Here is an 18861-nt window from a genome sequence, read left to right as displayed (position 1 = left end):
TTGATGAAAAAGATTCTCTGATCTACTTCCAAGGATCCAGCACTACTTTCACACAGCCGTCTTCACGTTTTTTGAAAATATCATAAGCATGTGCAATTTCCGACAATGGCAGTCTATGCGTGATAATATCATCGAGTTTTACTTTTCCCTGCACCACATATTCCAACAACTTATCAATATGTTTATGAGCCGGAGCTTGTCCTCCTTTTAAGACTATTCCTTTGTCAAAAAATTGCCCTAATGGAAAATTGTCATAATTAACAGGATATACACCTAAAACTGCAACTATTCCACTTCTTCGTACAGCGCTCATACACGCTTCTAAAACTTTAATAGATCCCTTTTCAAAATTAATGGTGGCTTTGATTCTGTCCCCTAAATTTCGGTCTGGCTCAAAACCTACAGCATCAATGCACACATCGGCGCCACGTCCATGAGTTAAAGAACGAATTTGTTCCACTACATCTTTCGGTCCGTCTTCCCACAAAATGGTAGTACAGCCCGTGCTAAGCTTTGCTTTGTCTAGTCTGTACTGCAGCGTGTCCACTACAATAACTTGTGCCGCCCCTCGTAAAACAGCACTTTTAGCTGCCATAATTCCAACTGGGCCAGAACCAAAAATGGCTACCGTTTCGCCGCCTTTCACTTCTCCCCAGTCCACTCCTGTATATCCTGTTGGAAAAATATCAGTTAGAAATAGAACCTGCTCATCACTAAGATCTTCAGGAACAATTCTTGGCCCATAATTAGCATACGGAACTCTTACATATTGCGACTGGCCTCCATCATAACCTCCATACAAATCAGTATAGCCAAAAAGTGCACCGCCTTTTTCTGTCGCTATTCCTCCTTCTGGTCCATAATGCTCGGGATTACTGTGTTCACAATTTCCGGGAACATCATGATTGCAGAAAAAACAATTCCCGCAGGCAATCGGAAAAGGAACCACTACTCTGTCTCCTCTTTTTAAATGGGTAACCTCAGATCCAACTTCTTCTACTATTCCCATAAATTCATGCCCTAAAACCATAGGTCTAGGCTGCGGAAACCCTCCCGAATAAATGTGTAGATCAGATCCGCATATGGCTGTTGAAGTTACTTTAAGTATAATATCATCTTTTGCTTTTAAAATCGGATCATCTACTGTATCATATTTAATAGATCCCGGACCGTGTATAACTGCTGCTTTCATAATTCTTATTTTAAAGATTAATAGAAAGCTAATCAACTATTAATAAAGCACTTATTCTTACAGCATTATGATAAATTATTATATAACATACACAATGGCAATGATATAAACTTAAAATTTTACCATGTAAATTTGATATATAAACGTCTATTAAATTTGGTTGAAAACTTGAAAAAAACTTTGTCAACTAACTAAATAAATAAATCATGAATAAGATTTCAGATCAAATAAATAATGGAAGTATTTCATCGGGAGAAAATGTATCGTTTTGGATTGATTCTACTTCACCGATTGCGTATAATACCCCAGATCAAAATTGTGGTGCCGAAGTACTCGTTATTGGAGGCGGAATCGCTGGTCTTAGTACTGCATATAAATTATTAAAAGCAGGTAAAAAAGTAGTTGTCGTTGAAGACGGGTTTATTGGTAGCGGCGAAACGGGTCGTACTACAGCACACCTAACCTGTGCCCTTGATGACCGATACTATTATCTGGAAAGTACTTTTGGTAAAGAAGTCGCAAAATTAGCCGCAGAAAGTCACAGCAAGGCAATAGATGAAATTGAAACAAATGTAACTGACCTAAATATAGGCTGTTCCTTCAGAAGAGTCAACGGATATTTATTCCTGCATCCTAGTGACAAACCGGAGAATTTAGAAAAGGAATATGAGGCTACCAGAACCGCTGGAATTAATACCACATTTCTAAACGCCACACCAGCCATAACAGGCGGAGAAAAAACACATTCTATTGTATTTCATAATCAGGCCCAATTTCATATTTTACATTATTTGAAGGGTCTTGCCGATGCCATTACAAAGTTAGGAGGCATTATTTACACAGAAGCGCGTGCCGAAAATATAACCAAACATGGTGCACAAGTAAATGGTTTTACCTTTTCGGCAGATCATATTTTGGTGGCTACCAACTCTCCTATTAATGATACGTTAACTATGCATACTAAACAAGCTGCTTATAGAACTTATGTTATTGCGGGGAAAATACCTAAAGGGTTACTACCTTATTCTCTATGGTGGGATACTGGGGACGCTAATTCGGAATGGGTTGCAGAACCGTATCATTATGTTCGATTAGAAAATTTTGACGATCAGTATGATCTGCTTATTTCGGGAGGCGAAGATCATAAAACAGGCCAGGAAGATCAGGAAAATATTTCGGCAGCTGAACGTTATGAAAGGCTCGAAAGCTGGACAAGAAGTTATTTTCCTATGCTTGAAGATATCTCTTATCGATGGTCAGGCCAGATTATGGAACCTGTAGACGGTTTAGGTTTTATGGGAAAAAATCCCGGTGACAACAATATTTATATTATCACAGGCGATTCTGGAAACGGAATGACACATGCCACTATTGGCGCTATGATTATCAGCGACCTTATATTAGGAAACAAAAATCAATGGGAGGATTTATACAGCCCTTCAAGAATTACGCTAAAATCTACGGGAGACTTTTTAAAAGAAGCCGGAAATATGGCCTCACAATACCTAGACTGGATCAAAGGTTCTGACTTAAAAAACACAGCTGATTTACCTGCTGGCGAAGGTGGTGTACTCTCTTCTGGACTAAAAAAAATTGCGGTTTATCGCGATTACGACGATACTTTAAAAGCCTTCTCTGCAGTATGTCCCCACTTAGGCTGTATTGTTCATTGGAACACTGACGAAAAATCTTTCGATTGTCCTTGCCACGGTTCAAGATTTTCTACAGACGGCACCGTGATCAATGGTCCGGCACAAACTGATCTTAATCCAATACAAATTAAATAAAAAATTTCATCTATGGACTTTTACACATTGATTCAAATTTTAGTCTCGTCAATTGCTGCTACTTCTGCCATGACTTTGTTTAGTTATGCAGTATCGGCAACTGCCAGAGAACTCTACAAAGAACCTGTACTATTGAGCTATATTTTAAGCCATCTTCATTTAGAATTATCACCTAATGTAAAAAATATACTGGCGTGGATTTTACATTATACAATTGGTTTTGTTTTTGTAATTGCTTACCATTTTTTATGGATTTATAAAGTTCTCGAGCTAACATGGCCAATTGGTATTCTTTTAGGAGCAATTAGTGGTATTATTGGCATAATTACGTGGTTCGTTTTATTTAAAATGGTACCTCAAAAACCCAACATTGACTTTAAGGGGTACTATTTACAGCTTTTTGCAGCACATATTATTTTTGGTTTTATTGCTTATGCAGTTTATATTCTTTTTTAATAATAAAAACTTAACAGCAATTAAAATCTCTACTCAATCCGATTTTTGAAGCAAAAACAAAGTTCAATATTCTGGATTGTTATAAACTTCGCATGCAAAATATTCTACAATAAATATGTTGTTTCCCTTACTCTACTGCTTGCTGAGAGTATTTAAACATCCCCCTGTTAATACAGAAATATCCTTACTGAATCTTGAAGTTAAAATTTAAAAAAACTTGCCTTTAATTGTGTAACAAAGCAGGAGAATTCTGTAAAAAACACGTGTTTTACAAGTCTACATTTGAATCCGTTAAATTTTACAAGAAAAGATCATTTAACAAATAGTAATCACATTTAAAATAAATTATCGACATGCAGACAAATGTACACACCCCAAAAAATAAAGTGACAGAATCTAATTCTTCTACAAGCAGTAATGAACCGCCTCAAAATTACGATATGGTTGTTTTTTGCCATTTAAGATGGCAGTTTGTTTACCAGCGTCCGCAGCATTTAATCAGCAGAATGTCTAAAAACATGAAAGTACTTTTAATAGAAGAACCAATTGCCTTTGATGCTCATCAGGAAAACATAGCCAATCTTATTATTATCAATGACAACTTGCATATTTTGCAGCCTCGTGTTCATAGTATTGAAGCCATTGCGAGCGTATTACCTCAGTACATTAAAAATAAAAACGTTTCAACTGGATGGTTTTACTCAGCATCGTTTAGTCCTTTAATAGAATCCTTTGAATTTGAAACGATCATATACGATTGCATGGATGAATTAACATTGTTTAGAGGAGCTCCTGAACATTTGATTCATCAGGAAAAATATTTAATGGCCAATGCACATATTGTTTTTACAGGCGGAAAATCATTATATGAGTCAAAAAAGCAAAACCATTCTAATGTTTACTGTTTTCCAAGTTCTGTAGATGAAACGCATTTTGCACAGGCACTAAACGGAATTGAAATTCCCGCAGATATTGCCAATTTACAATCTCCAATTGTGGGCTACTTTGGCGTCATCGACGAGCGTATCGATTTAAAACTGCTGCATGAAACTGCCTTAAAACTGCCAAAAGTTTCCTTTGTGATGATTGGCCCATTGGCAAAAATTGACGAAGCGGATCTTCCAAAAGAAGAAAACATTTATTATTTGGGAATGCGATCTTATAATGAACTCCCGAATTATATTAAAGGTTTTGACATTGCAATAATGCCCTTTGCAATAAACGATGCGACTAAATATATAAGTCCGACAAAAACTCTGGAATATATGGCCGCTGGAAAACCGATTATCTCCACTAAAATAACAGATGTTGTAAGAGATTACAGCAATTGCGTAAGTCTTATCGAAACCGCTGATGATTTCTGTAATGCCATTACCTTACTTTTCGATAAGAGAGCAAGCGCATTGATTCCGTTGAAATATAGCGAGATATTAAAAAATACATCTTGGGATAGTACTGCTGCAAGAATGCAGGAAATTATTAAAGAATTTTCAAAATGAAACAAGTAGATATTTTAATAATCGGTGCTGGAATTTCCGGATCGGTATTAGCAGAAAGATATGCCTCTATAGGAAAAAAAGTCCTTATTATCGAAAAACGAAATCATATTGCAGGAAACTGTTATGATTATGTGGATGACAACAATATTCTGGTTTCAAAATATGGAGCACATTTGTTTCATACCAATGATGAAATTGTCTGGAAATATGTAAATCAGTTTTCTGATTGGTATCCTTGGGAACATAAGGTAATTGCCAGAGTCGATGATAAAACGGTTCCCATTCCAGTAAATATTACAACGGTTAACAGACTATTTGGTACAGATATTAATTCGGAGCAGCAAATGATCAGCTGGCTCGAAGAAAACTGTACACCAATAGAAAAACCTGCAAACGGTGAAGAAGCAGTTTTAAACCGTGTTGGTTCTGTATTGTATGAAAAAATGTTCAAACATTACACCAAAAAACAATGGGACAAATATCCTGTTGAATTAGATGCATCTGTTTTAGATCGTATTCCGGTTCGTTATAATTATGACAACCGTTATTTTTCGGATACCTATCAGGCATTGCCACAAGGCGGTTATACACAATTATTTGAAAATATTATAAAGCACCCCAATATCGAAATTTTACTCGATACGGATTACTTCGATGTAAAAGAACAGTATACGGGATATGAAAAATTATTCTATACAGGCCCCGTGGATCGTTTTTTTGATTTTAAACATAGTCTGACGGAAAAGCTTGAATACCGTTCGATCAATTTTGTGAGTGAAACTATTGATGCTGCATTTTTTCAGGAGAATTCAGTCGTCAATTATCCTGGAACTGAAGTAGATTTTACCCGAATTATTGAATACAAGCATTTTGGAAATCAAAAGTCAGAAAAAACAACGGTAGTCAGAGAATATACAGTAGATGAAGGTGAACCTTATTATCCTGTTCCAAATCCGAGAAATGCAGAAATTTACAAAAAATACAAGGATGAAGCCGAAAAACTTCTTGACGTGCATTTTGTGGGCAGACTGGCGAATTATAAATATTTCAATATGGATCAAGCATTTAAAAATGCCCTTGACCTTTTTGATTCTCTGGAGAAAAAAGACAAAATCACTTATAAGACAGCAGGCTGATGAAAATATTCAATACTTTTTTTATGGGCGGTTATGAGTGTGCTGATCATATAAACAGATCGGGACAACGCATTAATCTTTTGAAAGAAACACAGCATGATCTCAGAGTTGCTCAAGATTACAAAATGCTTTCTTCAATTGGCATTAAAACGGTAAGAGAGGGAATATGCTGGAGCGAAGTTGAGACATCGCCTGGTTTATTTAATTTTTCAGAAGTTTATAACCGCATGCAGGCCGCAGAAGAATATGGTATTCAACAGATATGGGATTTGATTCATTTTGGCTATCCGGATGGAATTTATCCCACACATCCCAATTTCTGCGAACGTTTTGCTGCCTTGTGTCATGCTTTTGCAGTGTTTTATTCTGAAAATTCTACGCAGGAATTGTATGTCGTGCCCATAAATGAAATCAGTTTTCTCTCCTGGCATTCCGGTGATGTAAGAGGAACTGTGCCCTTTGCGGTAAACAGCGGATGGGATATTAAATATTATCTCTGCAAAGCAGCAATTATAGGTATAAAAGCTTTAAAGGAAGCAGATCCTGACTGCGTCATTATTTTGGTCGAACCCTTAATAAAAATTCATGGGAATCTTCAGGAAAATGCAGAACAAATGCATGAACTAAATGAGCACCAGTTTCAGGCAATGGATATTATCGCCGGCAGAATGTGTCCTGAACTGGGAGGTTCTGAAGAATTTCTGGATATTTTAGGTTTTAATTATTATTGGAATTGTCAATGGAACATAGATGATACTCCGTTGGACTGGCCGGAAACATTAAAACGAAGAACACCGCTTGCCGATCTGCTACAGATGGCTTACAAAAGATATGAAAAGCCGATTTTTATTTCCGAAACGGGACATTTTGGTTCTGGAAGAGTAGAATGGATTGAAGGAATTACGCAGGAATGCCTAACAGCAAAAAAACGTGGTGTAGACCTTAATGGTATCTGTATTTATCCAGTTACCGACAGACCAGATTGGGACGATCTTTCGATCTTCAGCAATTGTGGGATTTGGGATCTTGATATTGATGGAAACAGACTGCCAAATATCCCCTATATAAATGCAGTAGAAAAAGCCCATGCACAGTTTACAAATACGAACAAAATCTTGGATTTTGTACTTAACTTTTTTAAAAACTAAAATTTATTACAATGGAACTTACCAAGACAAAAACTGGAATTACATTTAGTGCTTTTGATTTGCTTCATGCCGGACATGTAAGAATGCTGGAGGAAGCTAAACTGCATTGTGATTATCTAATTGTAGGTTTACAAACAGACCCGACAATAGACAGGCCAGAGAAAAATAAACCTACTCAATCTGTTGTAGAAAGATATATTCAGCTTAAAGCCTGCAAATTTGTCGATGAGATTATTCCTTACACTACGGAGCAGGATCTTGAAGATATTCTTCAGGCGCTGTCAATCGATGTTCGAATTCTAGGAGATGAATATAAAGAGGTCGATTTTACCGGAAGAGAATATTGTGAAAGAATGAATATCGAACTGGTTTACAATAAACGGAATCACCGTTTTTCAAGCAGCGGGCTTCGTAAAGAAGTATATCAATGTGAAAGCTTAAAGATTGTAAATGGTTAACTTTTATTCATTTAACCTCTTATAAAGTTTATTCTTTAACCTCTAAAAATTACAATTATGCCTTCAGAATTTGTAACAAAATGCAGTAAAGTTTTAGCAGCAAAGGAATGGAATATTGCCTTTGCCGAAAGTGCCACTGCGGGAAGAATGAGCGCAGAATTTTCGATGACTAAAGAATCCGGAAAAATTTTGCGCGGCGGCATAGCCTGTTATGAAGTTTTTGTAAAAGAACAAATTCTTAATGTTCCGCATGCAATGATTGAAAAATATACACCTGAGTCAGCAGAAGTCACAAAAAAGCTTGCCGAGCAAATGTCAAAATTGTTTAATGCAAAAGTTACGGTAGCAGTTACCGGACTTACTACACCCGGCGGAAGTGAAACCCCTGAAAAACCTGTAGGAACATTTTTTTTCAGTATCATAACTCCTTCTGAAAATATAAATAAGCGCAAAGTATTTAAAGGAGATTCTGAGCAGATAATCATTCAGGCCATTGATGAAACTGCCAAACTTATTATTGAGAGTATTGCGAGCTTGTAGTAAAACCAATTTAGACTTCGTGTAAGATATATTAAAACAAAAAAGAGACTTTCGAGTCTCTTTTTTTATTTTAGATCATTATTTTACTTGTGCAAAATCAGGAGATATTTTCATAACTTTTTTATAAGAACTCTTCGGAGAGCGGAACCAAATGGCGTCAATTGAAGACAATTGGCGCCTTTTTTTTTATCTATAGGTTTTGTATTAATTCAAAAAACTGAAAAATTAGAAAAACTATAATTTTATCAAAATAAATCATCGATACTGATCTAAAAATGCTTTTAAAGCCTTAGAAGGTAGTTCATCATTTCTATAAACCAATAGTGTAGTCATTGTAGCGAGTTCATTAGTTATAGGAAATGTTTTTATATTTCTATTGCCATAGTACTGATTTACCACTTCAGCAGGAAGTATACTAATACCCAGGCCTGCCTCGACAAAATTAATAATACCTTCTATTGAATTAAGTACTGTACTTTTATAGCGCAGTACTCCTTTTGAACCAAGCCATGTTTCAAGTCTCGCCCTGAAAAAACAGCCCTGCCCGAAAACCACAATTTTTAAAGGCTCTTCTTTTAACAATACTGAAAGCTTCTTAACATCGCCTCCTGCAATTATTACTAGCTGCTCATCGCGAACAACAAGCTGCTGCAGCCCCGGAATATTTATAGGTGCAGCAACAAAAGCAGCATCCAGTTTATAACTAAGTACATCTTGTATTAGTACTGATAACATAGAAGATTGGAATTCAAGTTCTACGTTGGGGTAAAGTTCAGCAAAACCTTTGATGATTTCAGGTACTTTAAGTGCCATTGTAGTTTCTATACATCCTATGCGTATGGTCCCTCCTATTTTTTCTGCACTCTGTATATCACTTTTTGCATCATCTAATAAACGTCCTATTTTTTTAGCATATTGCAAAAGCGTTTCGCCTGCCTCAGTAAGAACCACTTTTCTGGAAACTCTCCTAAACAGTTCAGCTCCAAACTCATCTTCTAAATTTTTTATACGAGCCGTTACATTAGATTGTACCGTAAAGGTTGCTTCTGCTGCTTTTGTAAAACTTCCCAGAGTTGCTGCCGCTTCAAATATTTTCAGGTCATTGCTGTTCATAGTATCACAATTAGTGATTAATCATATCATTATAAATCGTTTTCAGGTATCAAATATAGGATGTAATTTTGTTTTAAACAATTGAAAATATGAAAAACACAATTAAATCATTAACTCTAATTTTAGCTGCAATTATGCTCCAACAAACAACTGCAAAAGCACAAGTAAAGAATACTTTACCTGCAAAAGAAAACATTGAAATTCATCCTTACCACTACAACACGATTAAGATCAACGGACTAAATATATTCTATCGTGAAGCTGGAGCTAAAGATGCTCCAACGGTATTATTACTGCATGGTTATCCTACATCGTCTCACATGTTTAGAAATCTTATTCCTATTCTGAGTAAAAAATATCATGTAATAGCTCCAGATCTTCCCGGTTTTGGTTTTTCAGATGCACCCGATCATCTTAAGTTCGAATATACTTTTGATAATCTGGCTAACACTATGCAGGGAGTTATTGGTAAACTCGGACTAAAACGTTTTGCTCTTTATGTATTCGATTATGGCGCACCAACCGGGTACAGGCTTGCTCTTGCTAATCCGGAAAAAATTACTGGAATCATATCACAAAACGGAAATGCTTACGAAGAAGGATTAAGTACAGGCTGGAATCCTATCCAAAAATACTGGAAAGATGCTTCTCAGGTGAACAGAGATGCACTAAAGAATTTTGTTTCTAAAGAATCTACTTGGTTTCAGTATCATGAAGGCGCTTCAGATGCTTCGCTTATTGCACCTGAAACGTACACATTAGATCAGCATTTTCTGGATCGCCCGCGAAATATTGAAATACAGCTTGATTTATTAAAAGATTACAGAACTAATGTAGCACTGTATCCTAAATTTCAAGCTTATTTTAGAGATCAAAAACCTATGATTTTAGCTGTTTGGGGCAGTCAGGATCCTTACTTTCTTCCAGCGGGAGCAGAAGCTTATAAACGTGATAACCCAAATGCTTCTGTAAAATTTTATAGAACTGGCCATTTTGCCCTTGAAACTCATTATAAAGAAATTGGAGCTGATATATTATTATTTCTTTCCAAACTTCCTAAATAATTAGACTAAATATTTTAAAATAGCGGTTGTAAAAGACCGCTGTTTTTTAAGGTAAAATTGTACCTGATAGAGTTTAATTTAGTTTACAAAAAAACAAAGGTAATATGCGGGTTTCAAGCTTAAGGTTCGAATCCTGCTCTCTTTCGAACCTACGATCACAACCTAATAAGACTCTCGCTGAAGCTTAGAAAGACTTTCAAAAATTCCCGTCTCAAGATAATACCACTACTTCTATTAGATATATTAAATTTACAACCTGTTCCAAACCAACATCCCCATCAGGCCAAAACAACAATTGTAAAAATCTAAAGAAAAAGGATCATAAAACATAAACAAACCATAACTAACTAACTAACTAACTAACTAACTAACTAACTAAAACATATAATAAATACGAAACTTAACAAAAGTAAGCATTCCCAGTACCGTATTACTAGAGTTACAATGCAAAATCGCGGCAATAGAGGTTTGCATATAATCAGCTATTTACAACATTTTATTGCTGTTTTTAAAATTGGATTGCAGTATTTTTAACTGCATTTTTTGTATGATATTAATATTGTATAAATATCAAAAACAATTCTATAAACGAAATTGAAACTCTCGTTATACTTTTGATAATAAGTACAATACAAGTAACAAAAAACTAATAAGTCCAAATAAACTAATAATTATGATGAAGAATAATAAAAAAATGATTAATGAGCATATGGCCAATGAAAGAACATTTCTTTCCTGGGTGCGAACCGGCATAGGAATTATGGTGTTCGGATTCGTTATCGTTAAATTTTCATTATTTGTCAATCAATTGCCCGCAAGTTTCCACGATGCTAGTATTCCCAAAAATGGTTTTACTATATTTCTTGGTATTGCTTTAGTTTTCACAGGTGCCGTTACTATTTTATTATCGTATTGGAAATACAGACAAACTCATAGACTGCTTCAAAAAGGCGAATATTTGTACTCTACCTTATTATTGACCGTTTTGACAGTTGTTATTTTTGTGATGAGTATCATCATAATAGCGTATTTAATTATGACTGCATATCCTTTTCCTACAGAATAATGAATAAAAAATAAATTACATATCTGCTCAAACTCCAGACAGACAATATCCTGCTGCCACAATAAAACAGAATATGACCAGACGGCATGATACTGTTTTTTTATTGGAAAGTTCCACTCTATTTATTTGCATCCTCACTGATCTGCTTCTTTACAATACTACACGTTGCTGTCTGATAAACTGACAGCTCTTTTATAAATGCACATCCTTATTCTGTAAAAAAATCGTAGTTATCCTCTGCACATTTGACAAAGCACAACCCGAAAAGCACAGCCAGGGGAAAATGCCCTCAGGCGTATGGAATAACGGCTCCTTTGCTGTACCTATAATAAAGCAATAGTAAAAAGGATGGCCGGCATTATTTTGATTTGGACGTTTAAACAAACCATATTAAGACGTTTAAACAAAGCGGCTGCTTGTTTCATCCTCTAATTTTGTCTTGTTAAAATAATTTAAATTAAAAAAATGGAACAGAATAATTATCAAGGAAAATTACAGAAAGCCACAGGTTCGGGATTTGGCGCAAAATCTACCTCAAAGGAAATTATAAAAGGAATTGACCTAACAGGGAAAACTGCCATTGTAACGGGAGGGAACACAGGCATTGGCCTGGAAACGGCCAAAACACTTGCGGCGTCAGGGGCAACGGTCATTGTACCGGCCAGAGATGCAGAGAAAGCGAAAAGAAATCTCGAGGGAACTCCAAATGTAATAATAGAAAACATGGATTTAATGCATCCCGGTTCTCTTGATGCTTTTGCTGAAAAGTATCTGCATTCAGGAAGACCGCTTGATCTGCTCATTAACAATGCAGGGATTATGTGGGTGCCGCTGCGCAGGGATTCCCGAGGCTATGAATCACAATTAGCCACCAATTATCTGGCACTGTTTCAGCTTACGGCAAGATTATGGCCTGCACTAAAAAAAGCTGATGGCGCCAGGGTGGTCAATGTTTCTTCAGGAGGGCATCAATTTTCAGATTTTAATTTTCAAGATCCTAATTTTCTAAATCGGGAGTATGAGACCTTACAGGCCTATGGACAGTCAAAAACAGCGGTGAATCTCTTTTCTATGGAATTAGACACGCGTGCAAAAAAATATAATGTGAGAAGTTATTGCTTATGTCCGGGTGCTGTTGGGCAAACAGAATTAGCTCGAGAAGCACCAGCTGATTTGTTCCAAAAACTCGGTTACAGTGATGCTGAAGGAAATATACTGCCGGAAGTTGCCGCGTCATTAAAAACGATCCCGCAAGGTGCAGCCACAACCCTTTGGGCTGCGACAAGCAAATCGCTTAACAATATTGGCGGTGTGTATTGTGAAAACGCAGATATAGCATCTTTAAATTCAAATGATAAAATTATTGGAGGTGTTGCACCTTATTCATTAGATGAAAAAAATGCAAAACGTTTATGGAAATTAAGCCAGGAAATGACCGGAATACATTTCGATCTTAGTTAATATTTGTATCTTTATACCACACAAGCAATTATGGATTATCAGGTCAATTACATACACCCGGACATCAAACTTTCCAATTACAGCGGCAAGCTGTTTAAAACGGAAGCCGCCTTTAATGACCATCTGCTTGTGTGGTTAATTTCAGGTGAAACCAAAATTATCCAGGCAGATCAAACTTTCGTATTTGGCCCGGGCAGTACTTTTTTAATTCCCAGAAACCAATTGGCGGCAATCATTAATATTCCAAAAGATGGACTGCCCCACAAAGCAGCTGCGATGCATCTATCGGCTGACAGGCTTCGTGAATTTTACGATCACCAAAATGCAAAATTAAAAACTGCCGTACCAAAAATTTTCAGTTTCCATAAACATCCTCTGCTGGAAAGCTGTCTGGCTTCGCTGATTCCCTATTTTGACATGCAGGACAACTTTCCTGAGAATATCGCTTCATTGAAAATCACTGAAGCAATTTCAATTCTTAGAAACATTGATCCCGCTATTGATGCTGTACTGGCCAGCTTTGAAGAACCTGATAAAATTGATTTAACTGCTTTTATGGAGAAAAACTTTATGTTTAATATGCCTTTGGAAAAATTTGGCTATTTAACAGGCCGGAGTCTTACCACTTTTAAGCGCGATTTCCATAAGGCTTTCAATACTACACCGCAACGCTGGCTAACCCAAAAAAGATTAGAATTAGCCCATTACCAGCTTGCCGAAAATAATAAAAACCCTGTTGATATCTTTTACGAGATAGGATTTGAGAATTTATCGCATTTTTCATTTGCATTCAAAAAACAATTTGGCTACCCGCCAACTCAACTGAAAAAAAGCAATACGAACTGTTAGCGCTCTTTCTGAGTGCCTTTTTTAAAAACGATACAAAAAGCTATGGCAAATTTACAATTAATTTGCTGTTTCAAAATTTGCGGCAGGATCGCGGCGCATACTATTCACATGTGCCGTAATGATTAAAATCACACTCTTCGCTATTTATTTTGAATAGCAGCCCCCTTTGCATTTTATTGAAATTTTACCGATACCGCTGCACTTCAGCCATTTCTCCAAAAATATAAAATCAACCTAAAAGAAAGAAGATTACTAGAACTAACTATTTTTAAAGCGCTGCTTACATCAAAAAGTAGAAATCCAAGATCTCGTACCGCTAACTTTGGAACTCAACCAATTTAAAAACCTATAAAATGTGGAAACCCGTAACATTTCTGCATCGTTTTTATTTAAATTCGTCATCAGTAATTTTATCAGACTAAAATTTCTATATACAACACTTACTTTCGATTACTACCAGATGACTCATTAAAAAATAAAAAAATAGGAATGCATGAAAAATACCTGCTTGAACTGTGAGAATGAAAATAATACAAACGCGAAATACTGTTCTGCCTGCGGTTATCAATTACATGGCACGGAAGATCAAAACAGCAGCACTGCGACTGCACCCCGAAAGGCAGCAAAAACGGATAAAAAATTTGATTTGAAAACACTTTTAGGTTTCACCATCGGGTTTGCGATCATGTTTGCTGCTACGCAATTCTTTTTTAAACCATCCATGGACAAGCAGCTCACTGAATTTGCCAATGAATTTAATAAAACCTGTCCCATGAGTGTGGATCAGTATACTACCTTGAAAAATATTTCGGTTTTACCGGATAAAACCATTCAATACAATTATGTACTGGTCGGGATCACAAAAGAGCAAGTCCAGGTGGATACTGTTAAAAAATATATTTTTCCTCAGGTGCTCCAGTATGCAAAAACCCATCCTGATATGAAATTTTTCAGAGATAATGATATTACTTTAAATTACTCCTACGCAGATAAGACCGGCGCCTTTATTACCAAATATACTGTGACGCCGCAAATGTACAAATAGCTGTATAAGCTGTACAGAATTACCCTTCAAGTATTGTGGCAGCATCAAATTAACAACTGGCAAAAGTCCGGCCAGATCAGACAGCTACTACTAGCGGACTCCTTTACAGCCCAGTGGTCCCTTGCCGGGGGACGTCCTATATTTACAAATGCCGGCTGAAATTTTGCAAAACAGCACTGCCGTAAACGGCACAGCACGGCCAGGGCAGAGAAGATGGCTATAGCTTTTTGTAATAATTAAAGCTGTCCCGGAGAACAGCTTTAAAATAAAAAAGGTTAAAATAATCGATTAGAAATCAGGCAATTTCAATCATTCTAGGCGGCTTCTGCTTGGCTTCCTCTTTTTTGGGTATGGACAGATGAAGCAGGCCATTCACATAACGTGCAGTGATGTTTTCTTCGTCGACCACATTTTTAGGCAGCTCAAAGCTTCTCTGGAAAGACTGGTAGCTGAATTCCCTGCGGGTAAAATTCTCCTGCTCGATGGTCTGCTTATTTTCTTTTTCCGAAGAAATAGTCAGCAGGTTTCCGTCAAGGGTCACTTTGAAATCGTCTTTCTCCAGGCCGGGGGCGGCCACTTCGACTTCATAATGTTCTGCAGTCTCTTTGATGTTTACCGATGGCAGGGTGGTACTAGTTGTAGAAAAATTTTTGTTTTCCCAATTGAAAAGCTCGCGGCCAAAAACGTCATCAAAGAACGTATGCGGCAAAGCACGATGCTGGTTTGCATTTCTTTTGATAAGATTCATAACATTTTACTTTTAATTGTTATACAATATTTTTGAACATACACTGCTTTTGCAGTGCCAGTCACAAAAAAAACCAAAATTATGCCAGAGAAAAAAAATGACATTTTTTCAGTTTTCATAAGCGAAAAATTGTCAGTTTTACCCTGTCTTTATAGAGGAAGGAAAGCTTCACATCAGAAGGGTAAGATCTTCCGGTCTAAATTCCCCGAACACTGCCGGGTCAGAACCATGGAGAAACGGTTTATCACTAAAACCAATACCTGCCGCTTTGAAGATAAGAGATTCATTCTTGAAAAGACCATCATAGCTCTTACCTACCCTGCAGGATCCGCAAAATAAGATACTGCCGCGCAGGAAAATGAAAAATAGCTGCTCGGTATCACAAGAAAAAACAGACCGGTAAGACAGGGAAGATTCCTTAGAAGTCTCCCTAGGAAATATTCTTTTTCTGAAACAAAAAACAATTTTTTAACAGGGTAAAATAAACCTTTGGCCCAGTGCAGCAAAAACACTTTTTTTAGTACAAGCACAAAATAAATGCCTAAAAAACACTCCATAACCCCATAATAGTTGAAGCAGTGAGAATTCAGCCTGCATAAAATATACCTCTAAATCACAGCCTTTCCATATTCCGAAATTCATTTTTTATTTTGTGCCCACTCAAAAAACGTAATTCATCATATCTGGACTTACTATTCCGATTTAATAGTAAATTATGTATTTATGAGAGATTGATTTTGTATTTATCAGCTATTGGTGAAGAAGTCTTATTGGGTGCAAGCTGTCCGATCTGAAATATTTTTTCAATAAATTCAATACTTTGATCCACTGAAGTGTTTTCATTTTTTAAATGGCTGGCAAAATGGTTTGTTAATTTTTGAATAATCCTTGAACTGATTAAATCCATCTGTGCATCATCAAAATGGGTTGTTTTCTTTTTTTGAAAAGCAAATTCTGCTGATACAATATCATTTAGCTTGGATTTTAAGGCATGAATAGTCGGAGCACATTTTCGGCCGTTCACCCAGATATTCAGTTCTAATTTTAGATCATCAATAATGGCTTCTGCAGCAGGAATATGCTGTTTTCTCTTTTCCAGCGTGTCATCAGTAATTTGAGATAAATCATCCAGATGTATCAAAGTTACACCGGGGATTTCTTCTACAGTGATATCTACATTTCGCGGGACGGATAAATCCAAGATCAATAAGGGTTTCTGTAATGCAAGCAATGTCTTGTCAATAGTCGGATTTTGTGCTCCTGTAGCTACAACCAGCACATCAGCCTGCTGCAGTTCCTGTTTTAAATCAGCATAATCTTTTACAATAACATTCAGCTTGCCAGCCAGTAATTCGGCTTTGTTTTTTGTTCTGTTTATAAGGGCAATATGGCTGTTTTTAGTATGTTTTACTAAGTTTTCGCACGTATTTCTTCCTATTTTCCCTGTTCCGAATAACAAAATATTTTTGCTTCCAATATCTGCCACATTTCGGATTATATACTGCACTGATGCAAAAGAAACTGACGTTGCCCCGGAAGAAATTTTCGTCTCAGTTTTAACTTTTTTGCTGGCTTGAATAACTGTATTTACCAACCGGTCCAGAAATGTATTGACCAAGCCTTCCTGTTTACTATTGTTAAAAGCGGTTTTAATCTGGCTGATGATTTCAAAATCACCCAAAATCTGACTGTCCAAACCTGTTCCTACCCGGAACATATGGCTGACAGCTTCTTCATTCTTATATATATAAGCAGCCTGCTGAAATTCTTCTACAGAGCCATTGCTGTTCTCGCAGAGCAGTTTGATGAATTCATAAGGATGATGGGCAAAACCATAAATTTCAGTTCTATTGCAGGTAGAAGTAACGAGGAGTGATTCTATGCCTTCTGCTTTGGCCTGCAGCAATAAATCAGATTGTGCTTTAGCATCTAGACTAAATTTTCCTCTAATAACCGCATCTGCTTTCTTGTAGCTTAACCCCAATGCATAAAAAGTGGAGGATCTGGACATATTAAAATTTTCCATATTTATGGTTTCCTTAAAAGGTTCAAAAATTATTGCCTGCAGAATTATATAACAGCGCCGGAAGTGCTTTTTACATCACTATGGAATAATGGATTAAACTGCGGTTTTATATAATTTCCAGGTATCATAAAGCTGACAGGTTTTGAAAAATATTTATATACTTCAAATAGTATTGAAATATAAAACGCTGCCTTTTTCAGGCAGCGTTTTGAGAAGAAATTTATTTTTGAACTATAGGAGTTCTCAATGATTCCAAAACAGCAACAATATCAGTATAAAGTTCTGTATTTGAAGCAACGCCATTAGCATTGGCCGCAGCTCCAACATATCCTTCAAATTTTGTATAATCTGCACTGCTTGATTTTGTTCCCATACGAGGATTTTTTGCAGGATCATGCGCAGCCGACATACTCAAACCAGAATATGTATTTACAGCATTTGTTCCTCCCGTATTAAACGAAAAGAAATCAGTAAGGTTATCTGATAATTTAGCAATATTGGTAGACTGGGTAGTTCCAGTTTCTGCTAATAAAGGGGCAAAATGTGCCTGCAGATTACCTGACGCGTTGGATTGGATATCAGCAACAATCAATCCGATAGTTGAATTTACCACTTTGCGGAAACTCAGACGTCCCTGCTCAATCATCTGGCCGGAATTATCAGGATCAGAAACCATTTTAGTTCCGCCTAATCTCTCGTAGATAGAAGCCTTAACCGGTGCTGGGGTTTCATCGTCATTACTGCTGCAGGAAATCATAGCTGCCGATGCAGCAATTAGTACACTAAGTGTAAGTTTTGAATAAACTTTCATAAATTTAAAGTATTAAAGGGTTAATTAAAAAAACGATTTATCTTTTGAGACAGTCTATAGCTCAAACTATTTTGATTCATTGGGCAGACTTCTTTGTCTGCTAAATTTGCCGGTAAAATATAACGATGCGCATCGTAACGTCCTTTAGCCATCAGCTCGTTGAAAACTTTCTCAGAGTTTGTAATTTTATTATTGTGGAAGTACACCACAACATTTCTTTTAACGATGATAGAATCTGATGTGAGGCCTTTTATGCTTCTCAGGTCGGCACAGATTTTTCTGGCCTGCAGAGAATCGATGTCTGATTTAAAATCGATTCTGCTTACCTGAAGATTTGGGGTGTCATAAACTGGGGGTTTGGCCGTTATAATGTGAAAAAGCAAAATCGCGGCAAACAGTACAAATATTCCGCTGAGAATTAAAAGTCCTTTTTTGATTATTTTATTAGTTTTCATAATTTTT

At 36.5% G+C, this 18861-nt stretch carries 19 protein-coding genes; 13 read left to right on the top strand and 6 right to left on the bottom strand.

What is annotated here, in order from left to right:
- Nucleotides 1-22 precede the first annotated feature (22 nt).
- Entirely contained in the window at nucleotides 23-1192 is a 1170-nt protein-coding gene (locus ACTJIW_RS18080; protein ID WP_440716304.1) for a zinc-dependent alcohol dehydrogenase, read from the bottom strand.
- A 206-nt stretch (nucleotides 1193-1398) separates the two neighbouring features.
- On the opposite strand from ACTJIW_RS18080, the gene ACTJIW_RS18075 reads away from it, so the two are divergent.
- The 7 genes from ACTJIW_RS18075 to ACTJIW_RS18045 all read left to right on the top strand — a co-directional run bounded on the left by ACTJIW_RS18075 (nucleotide 1399) and on the right by ACTJIW_RS18045 (nucleotide 8216).
- Nucleotides 1399-2979 carry an FAD-dependent oxidoreductase gene (locus ACTJIW_RS18075; protein WP_440716303.1) on the top strand — a complete coding sequence of 527 codons (1581 nt, stop codon included), beginning with the start codon at nucleotides 1399-1401 and terminating at the stop codon, nucleotides 2977-2979.
- Nucleotides 2980-2991: 12 nt separating this feature from the next.
- Nucleotides 2992-3435, top strand: a complete 444-nt coding sequence (locus tag ACTJIW_RS18070; RefSeq protein WP_440716302.1) for a hypothetical protein — start codon at nucleotides 2992-2994, stop codon at nucleotides 3433-3435.
- 353 nt (nucleotides 3436-3788) lie between these two features.
- Entirely contained in the window at nucleotides 3789-4934 is a 1146-nt protein-coding gene (locus ACTJIW_RS18065; RefSeq protein WP_440716301.1) for a glycosyltransferase, read from the top strand.
- On the top strand, nucleotides 4931-6070 hold the full coding sequence (gene glf, locus ACTJIW_RS18060) for a UDP-galactopyranose mutase (RefSeq protein ID WP_440716300.1): 1140 nt from the start codon (nucleotides 4931-4933) through the stop codon (nucleotides 6068-6070). The genes ACTJIW_RS18065 and glf overlap by 4 nt, the downstream gene beginning before the upstream one ends.
- Nucleotides 6070-7218 carry a hypothetical protein gene (locus ACTJIW_RS18055; RefSeq protein ID WP_440716299.1) on the top strand — a complete coding sequence of 383 codons (1149 nt, stop codon included), beginning with the start codon at nucleotides 6070-6072 and terminating at the stop codon, nucleotides 7216-7218. Before glf ends, ACTJIW_RS18055 begins: the two co-directional genes overlap by 1 nt.
- Before the next feature lie 11 nt (nucleotides 7219-7229).
- A complete protein-coding gene (locus tag ACTJIW_RS18050; RefSeq protein WP_253784710.1) occupies nucleotides 7230-7676 on the top strand; it encodes an adenylyltransferase/cytidyltransferase family protein in 447 nt (148 codons plus the stop codon).
- A 57-nt stretch (nucleotides 7677-7733) separates the two neighbouring features.
- On the top strand, nucleotides 7734-8216 hold the full coding sequence (locus ACTJIW_RS18045; protein WP_440716298.1) for a CinA family protein: 483 nt from the start codon (nucleotides 7734-7736) through the stop codon (nucleotides 8214-8216).
- A gap of 255 nt (nucleotides 8217-8471) precedes the next feature.
- Here ACTJIW_RS18045 and ACTJIW_RS18040 read toward each other — a convergent pair whose 3' ends face one another.
- Entirely contained in the window at nucleotides 8472-9329 is an 858-nt protein-coding gene (locus ACTJIW_RS18040) for a LysR family transcriptional regulator (RefSeq protein ID WP_440716297.1), read from the bottom strand.
- 89 nt (nucleotides 9330-9418) lie between these two features.
- On the opposite strand from ACTJIW_RS18040, the gene ACTJIW_RS18035 reads away from it, so the two are divergent.
- The 5 genes from ACTJIW_RS18035 to ACTJIW_RS18015 all read left to right on the top strand — a co-directional run bounded on the left by ACTJIW_RS18035 (nucleotide 9419) and on the right by ACTJIW_RS18015 (nucleotide 14814).
- Nucleotides 9419-10393 (top strand): alpha/beta fold hydrolase, encoded by a 975-nt coding sequence (locus ACTJIW_RS18035; protein WP_440716296.1) that lies wholly within the window; start codon nucleotides 9419-9421, stop codon nucleotides 10391-10393.
- A gap of 673 nt (nucleotides 10394-11066) precedes the next feature.
- Nucleotides 11067-11459 (top strand): YidH family protein, encoded by a 393-nt coding sequence (locus tag ACTJIW_RS18030; RefSeq protein ID WP_440716295.1) that lies wholly within the window; start codon nucleotides 11067-11069, stop codon nucleotides 11457-11459.
- Between the two features lie 465 nt (nucleotides 11460-11924).
- Nucleotides 11925-12920: an SDR family NAD(P)-dependent oxidoreductase gene (locus ACTJIW_RS18025; RefSeq protein ID WP_440716294.1), complete on the top strand. Its 996-nt coding sequence runs from the start codon at nucleotides 11925-11927 to the stop codon at nucleotides 12918-12920.
- A gap of 30 nt (nucleotides 12921-12950) precedes the next feature.
- A complete protein-coding gene (locus ACTJIW_RS18020) occupies nucleotides 12951-13769 on the top strand; it encodes a helix-turn-helix domain-containing protein (RefSeq protein WP_012025728.1) in 819 nt (272 codons plus the stop codon).
- 493 nt (nucleotides 13770-14262) lie between these two features.
- Nucleotides 14263-14814 carry a zinc ribbon domain-containing protein gene (locus ACTJIW_RS18015; protein WP_012025729.1) on the top strand — a complete coding sequence of 184 codons (552 nt, stop codon included), beginning with the start codon at nucleotides 14263-14265 and terminating at the stop codon, nucleotides 14812-14814.
- A gap of 295 nt (nucleotides 14815-15109) precedes the next feature.
- Here the strand turns inward: ACTJIW_RS18015 and ACTJIW_RS18010 are convergent, their stop codons facing one another.
- Nucleotides 15110-15562 carry an Hsp20/alpha crystallin family protein gene (locus ACTJIW_RS18010; RefSeq protein ID WP_012025730.1) on the bottom strand — a complete coding sequence of 151 codons (453 nt, stop codon included), beginning with the start codon at nucleotides 15560-15562 and terminating at the stop codon, nucleotides 15110-15112.
- A gap of 81 nt (nucleotides 15563-15643) precedes the next feature.
- On the opposite strand from ACTJIW_RS18010, the gene ACTJIW_RS18005 reads away from it, so the two are divergent.
- Nucleotides 15644-15901 (top strand): hypothetical protein, encoded by a 258-nt coding sequence (locus ACTJIW_RS18005; protein ID WP_123875748.1) that lies wholly within the window; start codon nucleotides 15644-15646, stop codon nucleotides 15899-15901.
- A gap of 382 nt (nucleotides 15902-16283) precedes the next feature.
- Here ACTJIW_RS18005 and hemA read toward each other — a convergent pair whose 3' ends face one another.
- The 3 genes from hemA to ACTJIW_RS17990 all read right to left on the bottom strand — a co-directional run.
- Nucleotides 16284-17588, bottom strand: coding sequence for a glutamyl-tRNA reductase (gene hemA, locus ACTJIW_RS18000; protein ID WP_440718464.1), 1305 nt, complete (start codon nucleotides 17586-17588; stop codon nucleotides 16284-16286).
- A 220-nt stretch (nucleotides 17589-17808) separates the two neighbouring features.
- On the bottom strand, nucleotides 17809-18399 hold the full coding sequence (locus tag ACTJIW_RS17995; protein WP_095955078.1) for a hypothetical protein: 591 nt from the start codon (nucleotides 18397-18399) through the stop codon (nucleotides 17809-17811).
- 20 nt (nucleotides 18400-18419) lie between these two features.
- The coding region (locus tag ACTJIW_RS17990) for a hypothetical protein (protein ID WP_440718462.1) at nucleotides 18420-18861 on the bottom strand (442 nt) is incomplete at its 5' end.

Origin of the sequence: Flavobacterium sp. 22659 (assembly GCF_052044235.1) — a bacterium.
Taxonomy (GTDB): Bacteria; Bacteroidota; Bacteroidia; order Flavobacteriales; family Flavobacteriaceae; genus Flavobacterium; species Flavobacterium johnsoniae.
The sequence above is the reverse complement of the archived record's forward strand: the minus strand, read 5'-3'. Positions and strand labels throughout refer to the sequence as shown.

Coding starts and splice junctions, on each gene's coding strand:
- ACTJIW_RS18080 (WP_440716304.1), bottom strand. CDS start 1,192: ATGAAAGCAGCAGTTATACACGGTCCGGGATCTATTAAATATGATACA.
- ACTJIW_RS18075 (WP_440716303.1), top strand. CDS start 1,399: ATGAATAAGATTTCAGATCAAATAAATAATGGAAGTATTTCATCGGGA.
- ACTJIW_RS18070 (WP_440716302.1), top strand. CDS start 2,992: ATGGACTTTTACACATTGATTCAAATTTTAGTCTCGTCAATTGCTGCT.
- ACTJIW_RS18065 (WP_440716301.1), top strand. CDS start 3,789: ATGCAGACAAATGTACACACCCCAAAAAATAAAGTGACAGAATCTAAT.
- glf (WP_440716300.1), top strand. CDS start 4,931: ATGAAACAAGTAGATATTTTAATAATCGGTGCTGGAATTTCCGGATCG.
- ACTJIW_RS18055 (WP_440716299.1), top strand. CDS start 6,070: ATGAAAATATTCAATACTTTTTTTATGGGCGGTTATGAGTGTGCTGAT.
- ACTJIW_RS18050 (WP_253784710.1), top strand. CDS start 7,230: ATGGAACTTACCAAGACAAAAACTGGAATTACATTTAGTGCTTTTGAT.
- ACTJIW_RS18045 (WP_440716298.1), top strand. CDS start 7,734: ATGCCTTCAGAATTTGTAACAAAATGCAGTAAAGTTTTAGCAGCAAAG.
- ACTJIW_RS18040 (WP_440716297.1), bottom strand. CDS start 9,329: ATGAACAGCAATGACCTGAAAATATTTGAAGCGGCAGCAACTCTGGGA.
- ACTJIW_RS18035 (WP_440716296.1), top strand. CDS start 9,419: ATGAAAAACACAATTAAATCATTAACTCTAATTTTAGCTGCAATTATG.
- ACTJIW_RS18030 (WP_440716295.1), top strand. CDS start 11,067: ATGATGAAGAATAATAAAAAAATGATTAATGAGCATATGGCCAATGAA.
- ACTJIW_RS18025 (WP_440716294.1), top strand. CDS start 11,925: ATGGAACAGAATAATTATCAAGGAAAATTACAGAAAGCCACAGGTTCG.
- ACTJIW_RS18020 (WP_012025728.1), top strand. CDS start 12,951: ATGGATTATCAGGTCAATTACATACACCCGGACATCAAACTTTCCAAT.
- ACTJIW_RS18015 (WP_012025729.1), top strand. CDS start 14,263: ATGAAAAATACCTGCTTGAACTGTGAGAATGAAAATAATACAAACGCG.
- ACTJIW_RS18010 (WP_012025730.1), bottom strand. CDS start 15,562: ATGAATCTTATCAAAAGAAATGCAAACCAGCATCGTGCTTTGCCGCAT.
- ACTJIW_RS18005 (WP_123875748.1), top strand. CDS start 15,644: ATGCCAGAGAAAAAAAATGACATTTTTTCAGTTTTCATAAGCGAAAAA.
- hemA (WP_440718464.1), bottom strand. CDS start 17,588: ATGGAAAATTTTAATATGTCCAGATCCTCCACTTTTTATGCATTGGGG.
- ACTJIW_RS17995 (WP_095955078.1), bottom strand. CDS start 18,399: ATGAAAGTTTATTCAAAACTTACACTTAGTGTACTAATTGCTGCATCG.